Consider the following 15,696-nt stretch of genomic DNA (forward strand, 5'->3'; position numbering starts at 1 on the left):
TTTGACTACGCGGTAGTTGAGCGTAGTCGAAACTCAAGTAACTGAGTAGTCGAGAGTTGAACGTAGTCGTTCACGTAGCGTCCCGTAGGGAAGTAGTCGAAACTCATCAGCCTTCGGGTTAAATTATATCTGTTGAGTAATGGCTCTAGAATGTTAGATATTGGCTCAGTTAACATACGCCTATGTCACTCCAAGAAATTAAAGAACAAGCTTTCAATTTGTCGCCCAATGAGCGACTAGCTCTGGTAAATTTCATTGTTGAATCACTCCAAGCTGAACTAAGTCTTCAGACAAACCAAACACAGACAGAACAGGCACTGAGTCCACTACCAGCCCCAACAATCAATGCAATATTTGTCATACCCTCAATTTCTCCCTCAAATGAATAACATAACCAACAATTTACTCAGGTTTCCAGCATCTTGAAATTGAAAATTTCTAGGTTGGTTTTAACTCTTAACTTATTATTTGACTTGTAAGGAAGCAGTCACGGCAAGAAATTCTTGGATCATTTTTTGGATCAGTTCCCCTGCTGGTAGAGCTTCAGCTAATCCTGCTCCCTGTCCTGCCCACATACTGACAAAATCTGGACTTGATTGTTGAGCAGAAGTTTGACGTAAAACCCGCCCTATAGACATTTGAGCCGGGAATGGCAGTACCTTGTCCTTGTGATTCTCCATTTCACGTATAAATCGATTTCGGATTGCTCTGGCGGGCCTGCCGGAAAATACTTCAGTAATAACCGTGTCTTCGTCCTTACAGTTGAGTACCGCCTGCCTATAGACTTCCGGGATATTATTCTCAGGACAGGCGAGAAAAGCGGTTCCCATTTGTACCCCGCTTGCCCCAAGTGCAAATGCAGCAACGATTCCACGAGCATCCATAATTCCCCCTGCCGCGACGACTGGAACCGATACCGCATCAGCTATTTGCGGCACTAAGGCTGCTGTTCCAATCAATCCATGTTCATAAGGCACAGCAAAAGTACCGCGATGACCTCCGGCTTCAAAGCCCTGGGCTATGATCACATCGACTCCTGCTTCGACCAGAGCTTTTGCTTCACTAGTTGTTGTTGCGGTAGCTAACACAATTGAGCCTATAGCGTGTATCTCACGAATTGCCTCAATTGGTGCAGGCCCAAAGTGGAAACTAAATACAGGTATTTTCTCTTCAAGCAGGACATTAAATTGTTCTAGGAATGGCCCTAGTATCGGTATTGGTTCGGGAACAGGCCCCGCATCAAGTTCGTTATGCCATATTTTTAATAGCTCAGACATTGGGTAAGACTGCTCAGGCGCAAGTTCATACACTTCAACTGCTGGTGCAAACAAATTAACTGCAAAGGGTTGGTCTGTCAGTTCTCGAATTTGCCTGATAAAGGAGCGAAGTTTGGCTGGTGGGGTGGCCGCACCCCCATAGGAGCCAAGACCTCCTGCATTAGAAACGGCTGCCACCAACTCAGGTGTGGAAGCGCCGGCCATCGGAGCCTGAATTATTGGGTGTGTAATCTTGAGCAAATCTATCAGTTCTGTCTTAGGCCACATGAGTGTTGCATAAATGCGGGATAATTCAGTTTAATACGGGTATTTGCCAGATTGTGATGCAGGTTTACTTCTTCGCTTACCATTTTTTCTGTACTTTACTTGAGTTTACAAATTAGCTCTGATAGAGTTAGCTATTTAGTCAAGCTCCTGACTTTTTAACTATAAATTAACCCTCTACCTGCTCTATCTCTACACCCATTCCTTGGTCTAGTTCTATGAACTTTGGCCCGGCGATCAGAACTACGATCATCATTAAAATACTCGTCACCATGATGATGCTGACTACGCTGGGATCTTCAAAATTACTTGTAGCTACTAATAATGCTGCGGCAAAATTGCGTTGAGCCGTTCCTACTCCTAGCACTCGTTGAGTATCGATACCAGGGCCGCCCAAAAGATAACCCACGGTAAAGGAGAAGACTATGAAAACGGCACAAACTAAAATTGCACCTGTTTGTAATAAGCCAATGATATCGTTAGTGTGAACTATCAGCCTGACTACTAGACCCAAAAGCAATCCAGCATTAGATAATTTGAACAAAATCGGCTGGATAGTAGGGGCGATCGCACTCAATTTTGCTTTGATGAATAACCCAATGATCAATGGGCTAACCATCATTAACAATAGGGGTTTGGCAATGTCCCAGGAGTTAATTTGCACACCTTCTACCACTAAGGGCAGTACAATCGGCATATAAAAAATTGTGCCCAGCATTAGCAACATCATTAATCCCACCGAGAAAGCTATATTGCCTTTGACTATGTGGGCAAGTTTAGGTAATGCTGGAGGCCCTGATGCTACTGCCATAATCAGTAAGCCATCTCTTAGTGGTTCACTTAAATGTACTACTTGTAGTAACAAATATACAAAAAGCGGCACTAGTACAAAATTTGTCAGCAGCGATGAGATAACTAAGCGAGGGTTGCGAAGTGGTTCCCAAATCTGTTGTACGGTGAGACTTAACCCTGCACCCAGCATGGTGAACACGATAAATGTGAAAAGTGCGAGTTTATCGATTAGTGGCAAGATTTCGTTCATGATTTTTTTTCAACGCAGAGGGCGGAGGGGCAGGGGNCAGGGGGGACAAGGGGACAAGGGGGAATTATTGAACAAGCCTCTACCTTGTCTCTTCTCCATGCCCAATGCCCAATGCCTATTACTTCAATTCCAGGGTGACTTGCTGTAAGTTGCCGGTGAATGCAAAGGGTGTTTGGTAAGTATCTACCGCAGATGTGCCAGTATCTTGACCAACATCAAAGGTTTCATCTAAACCAAATCGATAGCCTACGGTTTTATCAATGCGGCCTTCCGCAACTTGCTGATCATTGATTAAGAGCTTACCAGTACCACCTGCTCCCGGAGCGCCACCATCATAAGCAAAGTCAAATTTGATTTGGGATTTACCGATCGCAATTGGTTGAGAAGATTGAATGATTGTGCGTAGGCGTAGCCCGTCGTAGACATCGCTATTTAAGAAGTTGTAAGCAAAGGTGGGTTTACCCTCTTTCAAGAAGAAACTCCAACCCGCAAAACGTCCGCCTTGGGTGACTAAAACGCCTTCAGTACCATCTTTGACAGCATCCACATCGGCAGTGATGCTAAAGGAGCGATTCTTAATATTGGGAGCGCTGCCTTCGGGAATCCCTGCAACAGATGTGTAATAAGTAAAGCTATTGCGTCCCGTGATTAGGTTGGAACGGATTTTGACATCAAACCGTTGAAGTAAGCGATCGTCCAAGGGCAGAACTTTGTATTTCTCTGCTTCCTTCAGAAATAGATTTTGTAGTTGCGCTAACTTGTCAGGGTTCTGCTTGGCTAAATCGTTGGCTTCACTAAAGTCTTTGGTAATATCGTATAGTTCCCAATTATCTTCATCGAAGGTAGTTTTGGAGACACGCTCCCAAGGTAAGCGTCCATGACGGGCGGCTGCTACCCAACCTTCATCGTAAATGCCACGATTGCCCAACATTTCAAAATACTGGGTTTTGTGATGGGATGGTACAGCAGGATCATCAAAGCTATAGACAAGGCTAGTACCTTCGATGGGTTGTTGTTTTACACCGTTGACTACCTCTGGTTCTTCAATCCCCACAGCTTCCAGAATTGTGGGAGCAATATCAATTACATGATGGAATTGGCTTCGCAGTCCACCACGATTTTTGATGCGATCGCCCCAAGCCACAACTAAACCATTGCGGGTTCCGCCGAAGTGAGAAGCAATTTGTTTTGTCCATTGGAAGGGGCTATCCACTGCCCAAGCCCAAGCTGCATGAAAATGATTGAAGGTTTTTGGCCCGCCTAAATCATCTAAAGCCGCGAGAACTTCTTGAGGACTTTCTGCTACGCCATTAAAGACTTTTAATTCATTGATACTACCTGTTAAGCCGCCTTCAGCACTCGCACCATTATCGCCGGCGATGAAAAAGACTAAGGTGTTATCCAATTCACCCAGTTGATCGATCGCGTCAATAACTCTACCAATTTGTGCATCGGTATGGCTGAGAAAACCTGCAAATACTTCCGCCTGACGCGCATAAACTTTCTGCTCGGTGGGAGTGAGGGAATCCCAAGCTGGGAGTTCCGCCGGGCGAGGAGTCAGTTTAGTATCGGCGGGAACTACACCCAAGGCTAACTGACGAGCAAAGATGTCTTCGCGTAATTTATCCCAACCTCGATCAAATTTACCCTTGTACTTGTCGATCCATTCCTTGGGCGCATGGTGTGGCGCATGGGTTGCGCCAGTGGCAAAGTAGGTAAAGAAGGGTTTATCAGGAGCGATCGCTTGTTTGTCAAAAAGGCGATCGCGCCAGAAGTTAACTTGAGAGATGCATACAAAGAATCTCTCTTATGAGGATCAGTCATACAATTTTGGATTTTAGATTTTGGACTTCGGCTACGCTCAGTCGAACGATTTTGGATTTATAGGTAGTGTGCTGGAGGGCAAATTTTTAACTAGCCGAAACCCGATATGAGTAGTTCCCGTATCGGGTGATTCTGACTCCCGCGCCGCCGGACGGAAGCGGCTACAGTAATTGGGGGCGCAGAGATACGATCCCCCCTTGATGACGTGTAGTTCTGATTCATTGGGCTTATTGGGATCAAAGCTTTGATTTAAGGCAATAGGATTAATTTGATGGGATTTGCGATCGCGTCCGACTTGAAAGAAATCAGTAGTCCATTCCCACACATTGCCGGTTATATCATAGAGTCCATAACCATTAGGTGCAAAAGAACCGACGGGAGCAATGCCCAAGTGACCATCGGCTTTGGTGTTGAAAAAGGGAAAAATTCCTTGCCAAGTGTTGGCTCTATGTTCAGAATATTCATTGCCCCAAGTGTATGTTGCACCATCCAAGCCACCACGGGCGGCGTATTCCCATTGGGCTTCGGTGGGTAAAGATTTTCCTGACCATTTGGCGTAGGCTAAAGCATCTTCGTAAGCTATGTGAACAACTGGGTAGTTGGATTTGCTAGCGATTGCACTGTCTGGGCCAAAGGGATGCTGCCAATTCGCACCAGTAGTCCAATGCCACCAACTCAGAAAGGAAACTTGCTTGACACCCGGTTTTGCCATCTCAAACACTAAGGAACCCGGTAATCGCTGCTCATCGGGTAAATTGGGAAACTGTTCTTGAGATAAGGGACGCTCTGCAACTGTCACATATCCTGTGGCTTTGACAAATTCATCAAATTGTGAATTTGTCACCTCATATTTATCAACACAGAAGTTAGCCACCGTTACATCTCCAGGCGATCGCTCTTCCACAAAACTGGAATTATCAGACCCCATTTTGAACGTTCCTCCTGAAATCATCGCCATACCTTCGGGACAGGGATTAAGTGTGGCTGCAAATGCGGTTGTATTGATGAATAAAAGTGCGATCGCTATTCCCTGAATGAATATTAGTGTGAGAAAGTAATGTTTTTTTACAACTCTAATATTCTCACTATTGCTATTTCTAATTGAATATCTGTAGTTCATCAATAAGATTCAACTTTTCTTAAGACTTATATTATGTAAAATTTTAAAATTAAATTGCTTTATAAACCCATATTTCAAACTTAGCTTCAGAGGAGAGATTAGTTTTTAAAGAGCCATAATGATTGATACAAAATTCTTCAAATTCATTTATTACTTGATGAAATATACCGCCTGTTGACGGCTTGGGCTTGTACAATATCTCCAATATCTCCTCCGTTCTTTGAGGAGAAAGGTGAACCTAAAACTCCTGCAACAACGCTAGCGGCACTAAACAAACCAGCGCGACCGAGAAATGAGCGTCTGCTGGCATGACTACCAAAAAAACGTTTGTTAGCTACGCGGGGTTGTTTCAGTTTATCTTCACTATTAGCCTGAGTATCTTGCTCGGAACCTTGATGAGAATTTGGATCTAATTGCATGAGATGTTCTCCACTAGAAAAAATAATGCAAAAATTTAGTCATAAGTGAATACATGAGCATCTGAAAACTAGAACAACTAGCCACACACGAAATGCCCACCTCTAGAGAAACAGGGTAATCTAACGAGATTTGGGATGATATTTGGGGTTACTTTACTGGAAGGGAACTTGCATAGGAGTGATATCAGGTTTGGTTAAACACTTAATAATATCTGTAGGTTGGGTTGAAGAACGTAGAACCGAATGGGAACAGCGTCTAGTAGAGAAGGGGCTTCCCGCAGGGGAACCCAACATTTCATCCTTGTTCATCTTGGGTTTTACTGCCGTTAAACTCAATCTACATTGATAGATTTTATTAGAAGTAATCACCCAAACTTGATATGATTCTCCTGACAGTCATACCAGCACTGAATGCCGATATTATGCTTTCATTGCATGGCTGTTATAGTTTTGTAGTTGTAATCAGTCCGATCGGATGTTGCCGGGATTAAAGCACAGCTAAAACCACCGCTTGTTTCCAGTCAAGCTAAATAATCCTGTAAATGTATCGTTTTACCGTATTTTGTAGACATTAAATCAGACTTTCTCACAATCGGTGATAAAAATCAAGAGGTTTTTACTATAAACTTAGCAAGAGCGTGAAAGCCTCAGAGAAACAGGCGCACAGCGTCGTATTCTCTGCTTGAGACTGTGGATGAAACGCGACACGATAGGTTTTGATTAAGTATCAAAGGCGGTTGTTGTTGAAAGGTTGAGTTGAGATAACTAGGTGTAGTCCGTCGTGGACATCGCTTCCAGACAACATCCCATAAAAACGGATTTAGCCTTTATTGGACTGGGTAATTAAGCCCAACTCTGCATAAATTGGATGCACTATTTTTCTTATTTTGGGCAGTTGTCTACTAAAGAAATATGCTCCTAAAATACAACAAGCACCGCCAAAGAATAAAGAATTATCAACACCAAAGTAACCTGCCAATGCTCCGAAAAATAAATTACCAAAAGGCAGTATTCCTAAAAAACCAGTTGTAAATATACTAGTTACTCGACCTCTTTTATCTTCATCAAGAAGAATTGATTGCATAAAGTTACTGATTGAAGCCAAGGTTAGAGTATTATTCATGCCGATGATAAACATGAGTATTAGACAAATCTCTAAATTTGTTGAGCGAGAAAAAACTATTAAACCTAAACCTAAAAGTGCGGCAGAGATTGCTATAATTTTTCCCAGTCCCATAACATTTTTTCTAGAGATGAGATAAATACCTGAAACTATGGAACCCAAAGCCGAAGCTGTCATCAAAAACCCCATAGTTTCAGCGTTACCATTTAGTACTTCTTGAGCAAAAATCGGCACCAGATTGACATGAGTCATTCCCATAAAACAAATAGTGAATTGTAATATTAATAAATATTTAATCGGCAAAAATTCGTATGCATAAACAAACCCTTCTTTAAGGTTTTTCCACATTTGGGGTTTTTGAGCCAAGGAATTATTGATAACTGGGTTGACTTTGATAGTTAAGATTGCAGATACAAATGGTAGATAGCTGATACTATCTACTAAAAAACAGGAAGCTGCGCCAGACCTAGCAATCAGTAAACCCCCAATCATCGGGCTAACAAACTTCGCTGTATTAATCAAAAATGAATGGGAAGCCATTGCGCTATAAGTATCTGATTTCTGAACCAAAAGTCTGGGAATAATTACCTGGCGTGCTGGTAAATCGAAAGCTTTTACAATTCCCTGAATCGTCCCTATGGCAATAATCCATGCAACATTGATGTTATTGCTAAGAGTTAAAAAAGTTAAGATAGAAGATAGCAGAATAGATACTAGCTGAGTAGTTAATAGAACATATCGTAAGTTCCAGCGATCTAGCAATACTCCTACCAAGGGTGTAATAATTAAGCCCATAGCTTGATTTGTAAATCCAGCTACACCAACCAATACAGCCGAATTAGTTAGTTGATAAACTAGCCATATCAAAGCAATTTGAGTCATCCAAGACCCAAAAAAAGATAAACTTTGTCCAATAACGAAGCAAGAAAAATTTACAGATTTAAGTGCAGGGGGAAGTTCAAAAAAAAACTTTGGCTTGTGTTTTTGGACTTTTTCTCTATTACTTGGTATCATCAGGTTTTCCCTATTTGAAAATTACTGCAACCCTGTTTAAGGTTTTTATCCTTCGTTCGTTGTTAGGACTTACCCACAAAAGATCCCCTAACCCTCTTTTTAATCCTCTTTTGTCACTTTTGGAGAATGCAATAACCCAAAGGTTTATGAGGCTTTGGCTTTCATTTTTTGTCTATAAATTTTAGTTTCTGTTAAAAAATAAAGCCTCAAACCTTGATTCAATCTAAGTTTCAGAATCTGGATTCGATTATTGTTTTCCGAGGGTAAGAAACCAAGGTTAAGGGGGGATAGACGTTTCTAGTTGTTAGGGCGTAAGTCCGCTTTGCGTTCACTCTGTTCATAGTGCTTTTTCCTTACCCTTGGATTAAGATAATTTGCACGGATGAGGACATTGGTAGAAACATTGCATTTCAACGTCTCTACTAATTTTTTTGATGAAATTTTAGCAGACTTGCATATCACCAGCTTGAAATAGTATTAGCAAAGCTTAATGTTAGCAACTCAGAAAGTTTGTATACTTAGTATTAAAGCAAAAAAAACAGTCGGCACTACGACCAGAATGCATAACATACCATGTTTGGTCGAATAGCCCAACCCCTACCGCTAAACAGCAGAGGTTTGAGGTGGTTGATGCTCAATTAAACACAGTTGACATCACAGCCAAGCGCGATCGTATTGAACAAGCCAGAGTTTATCGTGTCCAAGTTGTTTGGCTGCCAGATGAACGCACTGATCATGTCTAAGTATTTATTTAGTTACACGTAATAATTAGGTATGCATATTTTCATAAAGACTGTATACTATTTAAAGTACATTAAATCGACCGATAAACTGTAGTATATCATTTAAACTGACGTAGATACCTGCCAATCAATTATTTAACTGCACCAATCAACACATCTAGCTCCTAAGAAAACAGAATCGTTTCTTTCATCCATAGTGGGCGATCGCTCATGAACAGCTTCTGTTTTATTGCTTTAGGTTGAGTTGTGCAATCTCAAATAGTCTGCATGTCACGATTATTACAAGGAAAAGATTTCATGAGCAACATCCAACTATACTTCGCCAAAGCCTCTACCTTCTCTCAACGGACTCGTGTCGTCTTACTGGAAAAAGGTATTGACTTCACTCCGATAGAAATTGACCTACAAAATAAACCAGATGGGTACACGCAGATTTCGGGCTATGGTAAAGTTCCGGCTATCAAACATGGGGATGTGGAAATTTACGAGTCCGCCATTATCAATGAATATCTAGATGAAGTTTTTCCAGAACCAGCTTTATTACCCCGCGATCCCGCAGCTAAAGCGATCGCTCGGATTTGGATAGACTACGCCAATACTCGCTTTGTCCCGGCTTTTAATAAATTGCTGCGCGGTAAAGATAGCACCGAACAAGAACAAGGACGAAAAGAGTTCACAGAAGCACTTTTATATATTGAGAAGGAAGGATTAGGCAAAGGTGATTACTTATTAGGAGATCAGTTTAGCCTAGTTGATATCAGCTTCTATCCTTGGTTTGAACGTTTACCACTCTTAGAACACTTCCGCAAATTCACACTACCGGCAGAAACACCTCGTTTGCAGACATGGTGGAATCTGGTAGGCGATCGCTCCTCAATCCAAGCAGTAGCAAACCCTGTGGACTTCTATTTGCAAAGATTTGCCAAAGTTCTCGGTGAACCTCTTCCCGTTGGTGCATCTCAAAAATAGGACACATGACCAACTAATTAACCAAAATCCAAAATGGGATAACCTATGAGCTTAAATAACCAAGTTATAGACAGACCGATTTCCCTGGATCTGGCATCCGTAGAGGCTAACCTCACTTACCTGATTCCAACGGCAGAAAAACCTGTTAACTATACTTACGAACCGCCAGCCGGGATTCCCCGCACAAATGCGACTTATCAGACGCACAAACTGCCAATTTACAATGCTCGTTCTATCTCAGAAAACATCTCGTTAGATCGAGAAGGTTTCGCCTTTACTGGACATAATACTAATGTTCGCAACTTTTACGATGAAGACGAAGTACGCCGCGTCTACTATCCAGAAGCCGAGCAATTGTTAAAAGAAGTGACAGGTGCAACGAAGGTAGTCATATTCGATCACACCTTGCGTAACGCCGGTCAGTCAAAGCCAGGTGAGAATAATATTAAAGAACCCGCCAAGCGTGTACACAACGACTTCACCGCCAAATCTGGCTATACTCGCGCCCGTTTGGAACTGGCAGCACGAGGCATAGATGATGATCATATTGATACGTTACTAAAACAACGATTTGCCATCATCAATGTTTGGCGAGCGATCGCAACACCAATTCAAGAGTCACCATTAGCAGTGTGTGACGCGCAAAGCATTGCAATAACAGACCTTGTAGCTGGTGATTTAGTGTACCGCGATCGCGTTGGTGAGACATACGGAGTCACGTATAACTCCAAACATAAATGGTTCTATTTCCCGCAAATGCACAGAGACGAAGCACTATTTATCAAATGCTTTGACTCCGCAGAAGACGGACACGCCCGTTTTGCCGCCCATACAGCCTTTGAAGACCCCACCAGCCCAGCCAACGCTCCCCCACGAGAAAGCATCGAACTCCGAACATTGGTTTTTTACCCCGCATAGATCGCAAAAACTTGTCTCAAACTCCTACTATCTGCGCCTCTGCGTCAAACAAATTACATCAGTTTTCGTGTATTTAAACACACCTGTTGTAGGGGCGCAAGGTCTTGCGCCCCTACCTCGTGGTCTATTTGCTAATCTAGCGGTAAGCGTTAGCTATGCCGTCAGGCTTATTGCCCACATAAACTCAAAATGAGCCAAATTGTAGAAGAAGTTCTAGCAACCACCTTTGGCTACGGGAAATATCGATACATTTCCTTGCGATGCAGTACGCGAATAAAGGTAATCACACCTTCATCCTCGGTAAACCCAACTCGATAGTTACCAACTCGGATACGGTAGTAATTCCCATCTGCTTTGAGCTTTTTGGTGTTGTTTATATCCAGTAGAATTTCTGCATTTTCAACTTCTTCAATCACGGCTTTTATTTTTGCTAGCAAATCGCCATCCCGAATTTTTTCAAGATCCTTTTCAAAGCTTTTCCTAAACTCGGCTTTCACGCTTTCGGCTCCAAAAGTTGAAAGATGGCCTCACGGCTAACCAGTTCAGTTGTTTCACCTTCGGCGATCGCTTGCTCCATTGCCACGTCTTCAATAATTTCTGCCAGAAATTCAGAGACTTCTTTTCGATTGTCACGAATTAATTCGATAATCGCGCTTTTCAAGATTTCCTTAAGTTGATCTGGGTTTATAGTAATCTCAGACATTGCGCCTCCATTAGGTTAGTTTGAGTTTGATAGATTGATTCCTAACGCTTCAAGCTGCTGGTTGATCCAAGTTGTTGCTGTCGCTTCATCAGTTTCGATCGCTCGTTCTACTCCTGTTTTAGCAATTTCTAGCAGTTGCTTGGATTGCTCCCGCGCTTTGCGAGATTCCCTGACCTTTTCTGTGACTTTTTGACGAGTAGATTCTTTTGGTACAGTGATTGGAATCTTCAATAAATCCTCAGTTGAAATTGCTGGGTACATACTGGCAGTCGTATGAAGATCCAGAATTTCGCAGACAATAGGCGATCGCAAATAAACTAGTAAAACTTCTGGCTCAATTTTGGTTGGTTTGAGAACAGCAAAACCAGACGAGCAAATGTAGTTATTTTGCTCGGATTCAATTAAGGCTGAAAGTCTGCGGATAGGGCGAACTGTTGACGTAATTACATCGTTAGTTTTGACAAACCATTGCGCTCGACTAGGGGCTTCTTCCATAGCCACCACTTCACTATTAGCAAAGCCTTCTCCACTGAGATTGCCAATTTCGATATAGTTAAATGTGCCTTGTTTTTCGGGCTGAAACTTGCGTTTTGCTAGTGAGACAATATCCCCAATGCAAAGACCAGACTGACCCATGATTGCCATTACTTTTTGCTGTTTTGGTTGATAATACTCAGCGTCGAGGCGACCAGACGACAAAAACGACTCAGAAAAACTCTTGATGGCAACGGTTTCTTCTGTGGGTTGCCAGCCTTTCAAGCCAAGCTCCCACAACAGCAAATCCTCAGCTTGTTGGTAAAACTTAGACGACCTATTCTTTAAATCATGAGCGGTTTGGACTACTTTCTGAATTTCTATTTGAAATTCCTGTTCTAAAATTGGAAGCAGGATTGATTTTACTTGAAGTAAATTTAGTAAAGGCTGAACATTACCAGTAGAAAGCCGTTCAGTTTGAGATTTTCCATAGTATGAATTTAAAAAAGTAGATACGAAATAAGGGGAAAAAGTGGAGTCTATATTTTTAATAGTAGCTACATTTCTATCCGTATTACCAGTAAATTTTTCATATACAACACTGGCATTTCCAACTGTCCCAACTATTGAAATTAAAACATTTCCAACTTTGACGGAAGATCGAAGATTTTTATTGTGTAGTCTCTTTGAGCAATATTGTATGTCGGATAAATCTAGAAAATTTCCTTTAACATTTTGTCCAGACAAATAAATTATTCCACTATCTTCATCTATATCTGGCGATCCATGCTCTCCATCTGTAACAGTAGCAACTTCACTTATTTTTTGACAATTTTTCCTGCGAGTTACTTTGTCTGCTTCTATGAAACGTTTGTAGTAGTATTCAGAATCAATTCTGAAATAGATATTGTTATCTAAAACTTCGTTCCAACTTAATTCTGTTGCTTCCAGCCCATCCATTAACTGCTGATACCTCACAGCATCAAACGGCGCAACAGATGGGCTGGATTCAAAAAAACTGAGCTTCTCCTTTTTGGCAAACTCAATAAACGCTTCCGCAATGCCGTCTTCCGTCAGTCCTTCGTGGTTATACAAATCATGATCCACCACTAAATGACCGTGAACATCTTGCAAAAAATCGCCCTCTACTCCCACCACTCGCTGCATCGGAGAAGGCGGCATCAATTCGCTGAGTTCGTCATCAGGTGGTGAACTAGACGATGAAATTTTGCGCCAGATTTTATCCCCAGAATTATCCTTCCCCGATTTCCGCATTGTCGCAAAAAAGATGTTGTAGTCATCCTGTCGAGGGCAGAGTGCGCCCGCCTTCGGGTCATCATTCCACTTCTGCACAAACAGCACCGAAGTCTTCGTACCCGTGTGCGGCTTAAACGTATTGCCATGCAGCCCCACCACCGCCAAAATCCGGCAGCGTTCGGCAATGAAATCTCGAATATTCTTATCCGATGAATTGTTAAACCGTCCTTGGGGCAACACGATCGCCATTCTACCCCCCGGTTTCAAAAAGTCCAAATTGCGCTCAATAAACAAAATATCGCGCCCTACCTTGCTTTGCCACTTACCATCCGGCTTTTTTGCCAAATCATAGCGGGCAATCATGCGCGGTTCTTTGATATCTCCAGCAAAAGGCGGATTCGCCATCAACACATCAAACTGAAACTCTCGAAAATCTTTATTCCCTTTCGGTCGCAACCGTTTCAGCCGTTTGAACCCAGCATTATAAATGTTATCCCATTCTTCTTGTTCTGTTACTTCATTCCACAGTTCATAGTCCAGGGTGTTCAGGTGCAATACATTCGTCTGCCCATCCCCCGCAATCAAGTTCAGCGTCCGCGCCACCCGCACCGCTTTTTCATCAAAGTCGATGGCAAACACCTTCTCTTCCACATATTCACTACAACGGGGTGGTTTATCTTCCAACGAAAACAAATGACTCGCCTGCAATCCCTCATCCGCCAAAATCTGCCGCCACACATGAAAAATCGTATGCACCGGAAACCCAGATGACCCCGCCGCCGTATCGATCATGTACTCATCCTCTTGGGGATTGAGCATTTTCACGCACATATCAATCACATAGCGCGGCGTAAAAAACTGTCCTTTATCTCCCTTACTGCTCTGGTTAATCAAATACTCAAAGGCTTCATCGATTACATCCAAATTGGAGTTAAACAGCTTCACATTCTCCAAGGACGACACACAAACCGACAGGTGCGAAGGCGTGAGGCTAATTTTAGCATCTTCACTAAACACCCCTTCCCACTTTTTCTTTGCCCCATCAAACAAATCCTGAATCTTGGTTTTGAGCGCTGCTTCTGTTTGTCCCGTATTGCGAAACTCTAGAGAACGGGTTTTACGCGGTTTCCCTGCCCAGAATACCACTCGTCATAGAGCTTCGTAAAAATCAGCTTAAATAGTTCCTCAAATACATCTACCCCAGCATTCGCCAGCACCTCGTCTTCCATTTCTTCGATCAGGGTTTTGAGAGATTTATTCTCCTTGATCAACTTGTCATTAGCAATCAAGTCTTCCAGGGTAAACTTAATCTGAAGAATATCTGCCAGGGTTTGATTAACATTGGGCAAACCAGGGATATCTTCAAAATAATTAGGATCTTTGCGCTGGTAGTAGGAGATTTGATCGCCATTTGTCCAAACTGCGATCGGCGCATTTGTGGCATTACAATATGATCGCAACTGATCCTTCCCGTCTTTGAGCTTTGGCTTCTTTAGCTCCACCAGCATATACACCGTGTTTGGACGGTCTTTGTCCATTACCACAATATCTGCCCGTTTCACCTCGCGCCCAAAGTTCACCCCATACTCAACTTCAATGCGACTGAGAGGATAGTGCAAGCGTTTAATCAAAACCTGTAAATATAGCTGCCGGATTGCTTCCTCTGGCGTAAGCTTAATTGCCTTCTGACGCACCAAACAAACGATATAAGGCACTTCGCCACTTTTGGTTGCTTTCAGAGTAATGCTCTGCTCTAACTGCTCAATTTCCGCCGCAGTAAACTGCGACAGTTTGTAGTTTGAGTCTTTGAGGATATCGGCTAGGTTCATCAGGCGCTACAGGATCTACATAAAGGCTTAGTCCGTTATAGAGTGTAACGCTATTGTAGAAACTGACCTATAGGTTTTCTTAATAGTTTGAATTTTTTTGCGTGACATCAATGCACACCTTTGACTAAACTTATTTTTCTAGGGTGTCTCAAAGACTTGTGTTCTGAACGAATGAACTTGTGTTCTGAACGAATGAACTTGTGTTCTGAACGAATGGACTCGTGTTCTGAACGAATGAACTTGTGTTCTGAACGAATGGACTTGTGTTCTGAACGAATGGACTCGTGTTCTGAACGAATGGACTCGTGTTCTGAACGAATGGACTCGTGTTCTGAACGAATGGACTCGTGTTCTGAACGAATGGGCTTGTGTTCTGAACGAATGGGCTTGTGTTCTGAACGAATGGGCTTGTGTTCTGAACGAATGGGCTTGTGTTCTGAACCAAAACTATCAAAATTCTTCCAGGTGCTTTGGTTATTGTAGGCGAAACAGTTGCAGAGGCGATCGCCCTTTTTGAACAATCCCCTGCGATCAATCAACCCGTCTTGTACGTCTTCTGAATTTATCCAAATCCAGGGTATGCGATCGCCTCTGGTGAAACAGATATTTTGAACAGGATGAAAACTGTTGCGGATTGAAAAGGAAAAACCGCAGCGATCGCATTTTCCTTTTTCTTTCTTTTGCCTTATTTGGTCAAAACAGGGCAATTGATTGAAGTTC

The 15,696-nt window shown here is 42.5% G+C and carries 15 protein-coding genes; 4 read left to right on the forward strand and 11 right to left on the reverse strand.

Annotated elements, in window-relative coordinates; genetic code table 11:
- Positions 1–182: 182 nt before the first annotated feature.
- Positions 183–389, forward strand: a complete 207-nt coding sequence (locus CDG76_RS25080; protein ID WP_094351618.1) for a hypothetical protein — start codon at positions 183–185, stop codon at positions 387–389.
- A 75-nt stretch (positions 390–464) separates the two neighbouring features.
- Here the strand turns inward: CDG76_RS25080 and CDG76_RS25085 are convergent, their stop codons facing one another.
- The 3 genes from CDG76_RS25085 to CDG76_RS25095 form a co-directional block, all read right to left on the reverse strand.
- Positions 465–1,544, reverse strand: a complete 1,080-nt coding sequence (locus tag CDG76_RS25085) for an NAD(P)H-dependent flavin oxidoreductase (RefSeq protein ID WP_094351619.1) — start codon at positions 1,542–1,544, stop codon at positions 465–467.
- 166 nt (positions 1,545–1,710) lie between these two features.
- Positions 1,711–2,583, reverse strand: coding sequence for a bile acid:sodium symporter family protein (locus CDG76_RS25090; protein WP_094351620.1), 873 nt, complete (start codon positions 2,581–2,583; stop codon positions 1,711–1,713).
- A 118-nt stretch (positions 2,584–2,701) separates the two neighbouring features.
- Entirely contained in the window at positions 2,702–4,324 is a 1,623-nt protein-coding gene (locus CDG76_RS25095) for a sulfatase-like hydrolase/transferase (protein WP_223265390.1), read from the reverse strand.
- Here CDG76_RS25095 and CDG76_RS39205 point away from each other — a divergent pair.
- Positions 4,262–4,396 (forward strand): hypothetical protein, encoded by a 135-nt coding sequence (locus CDG76_RS39205; protein ID WP_262984363.1) that lies wholly within the window; start codon positions 4,262–4,264, stop codon positions 4,394–4,396. The two genes, CDG76_RS25095 and CDG76_RS39205, sit on opposite strands and share 63 nt — an antisense overlap.
- Before the next feature lie 48 nt (positions 4,397–4,444).
- Here the strand turns inward: CDG76_RS39205 and CDG76_RS25100 are convergent, their stop codons facing one another.
- The 3 genes from CDG76_RS25100 to CDG76_RS25105 form a co-directional block, all read right to left on the reverse strand.
- Complete coding sequence (locus tag CDG76_RS25100) at positions 4,445–5,335, reverse strand: formylglycine-generating enzyme family protein (RefSeq protein WP_262984364.1); 891 nt, start codon at positions 5,333–5,335, stop codon at positions 4,445–4,447.
- A 335-nt stretch (positions 5,336–5,670) separates the two neighbouring features.
- Positions 5,671–5,946, reverse strand: a complete 276-nt coding sequence (locus CDG76_RS36495; RefSeq protein ID WP_143854170.1) for a twin-arginine translocation signal domain-containing protein — start codon at positions 5,944–5,946, stop codon at positions 5,671–5,673.
- Positions 5,947–6,766: 820 nt separating this feature from the next.
- On the reverse strand, positions 6,767–8,083 hold the full coding sequence (locus CDG76_RS25105; protein ID WP_094351622.1) for an MFS transporter: 1,317 nt from the start codon (positions 8,081–8,083) through the stop codon (positions 6,767–6,769).
- Between the two features lie 1,040 nt (positions 8,084–9,123).
- Between CDG76_RS25105 and CDG76_RS25110 the strand changes: the two genes are divergently transcribed.
- A complete protein-coding gene (locus CDG76_RS25110) occupies positions 9,124–9,795 on the forward strand; it encodes a glutathione S-transferase family protein (protein ID WP_094351623.1) in 672 nt (223 codons plus the stop codon).
- Positions 9,796–9,840: 45 nt separating this feature from the next.
- Positions 9,841–10,713, forward strand: a complete 873-nt coding sequence (locus tag CDG76_RS25115) for a CmcJ/NvfI family oxidoreductase (RefSeq protein ID WP_094351624.1) — start codon at positions 9,841–9,843, stop codon at positions 10,711–10,713.
- Between the two features lie 230 nt (positions 10,714–10,943).
- On the opposite strand, the gene CDG76_RS25120 is transcribed toward CDG76_RS25115, so the two are convergent.
- The 5 genes from CDG76_RS25120 to CDG76_RS25135 form a co-directional block, all read right to left on the reverse strand.
- Positions 10,944–11,210 (reverse strand): type II toxin-antitoxin system RelE family toxin, encoded by a 267-nt coding sequence (locus CDG76_RS25120; RefSeq protein ID WP_094351625.1) that lies wholly within the window; start codon positions 11,208–11,210, stop codon positions 10,944–10,946.
- On the reverse strand, positions 11,207–11,416 hold the full coding sequence (locus CDG76_RS25125; protein WP_094351626.1) for a hypothetical protein: 210 nt from the start codon (positions 11,414–11,416) through the stop codon (positions 11,207–11,209). Before CDG76_RS25125 ends, CDG76_RS25120 begins: the two co-directional genes overlap by 4 nt.
- A 15-nt stretch (positions 11,417–11,431) precedes the next feature.
- On the reverse strand, positions 11,432–14,293 hold the full coding sequence (locus CDG76_RS25130) for an N-6 DNA methylase (RefSeq protein WP_223265373.1): 2,862 nt from the start codon (positions 14,291–14,293) through the stop codon (positions 11,432–11,434).
- The gene (locus CDG76_RS38585; protein ID WP_223265374.1) at positions 14,251–14,976 is read right to left on the reverse strand and encodes a type I restriction enzyme HsdR N-terminal domain-containing protein; all 726 of its coding nucleotides are present in this window, start codon (positions 14,974–14,976) and stop codon (positions 14,251–14,253) included. The genes CDG76_RS25130 and CDG76_RS38585 overlap by 43 nt, the downstream gene beginning before the upstream one ends.
- Positions 14,977–15,083: 107 nt before the next feature.
- On the reverse strand, positions 15,084–15,683 hold the full coding sequence (locus CDG76_RS25135) for a hypothetical protein (protein WP_094351627.1): 600 nt from the start codon (positions 15,681–15,683) through the stop codon (positions 15,084–15,086).
- Positions 15,684–15,696 lie beyond the last annotated feature (13 nt).

It is taken from the genome of Nostoc sp. 'Peltigera membranacea cyanobiont' 210A (genome assembly GCF_002246015.1).
GTDB lineage: Bacteria > Cyanobacteriota > Cyanobacteriia > Cyanobacteriales > Nostocaceae > Nostoc.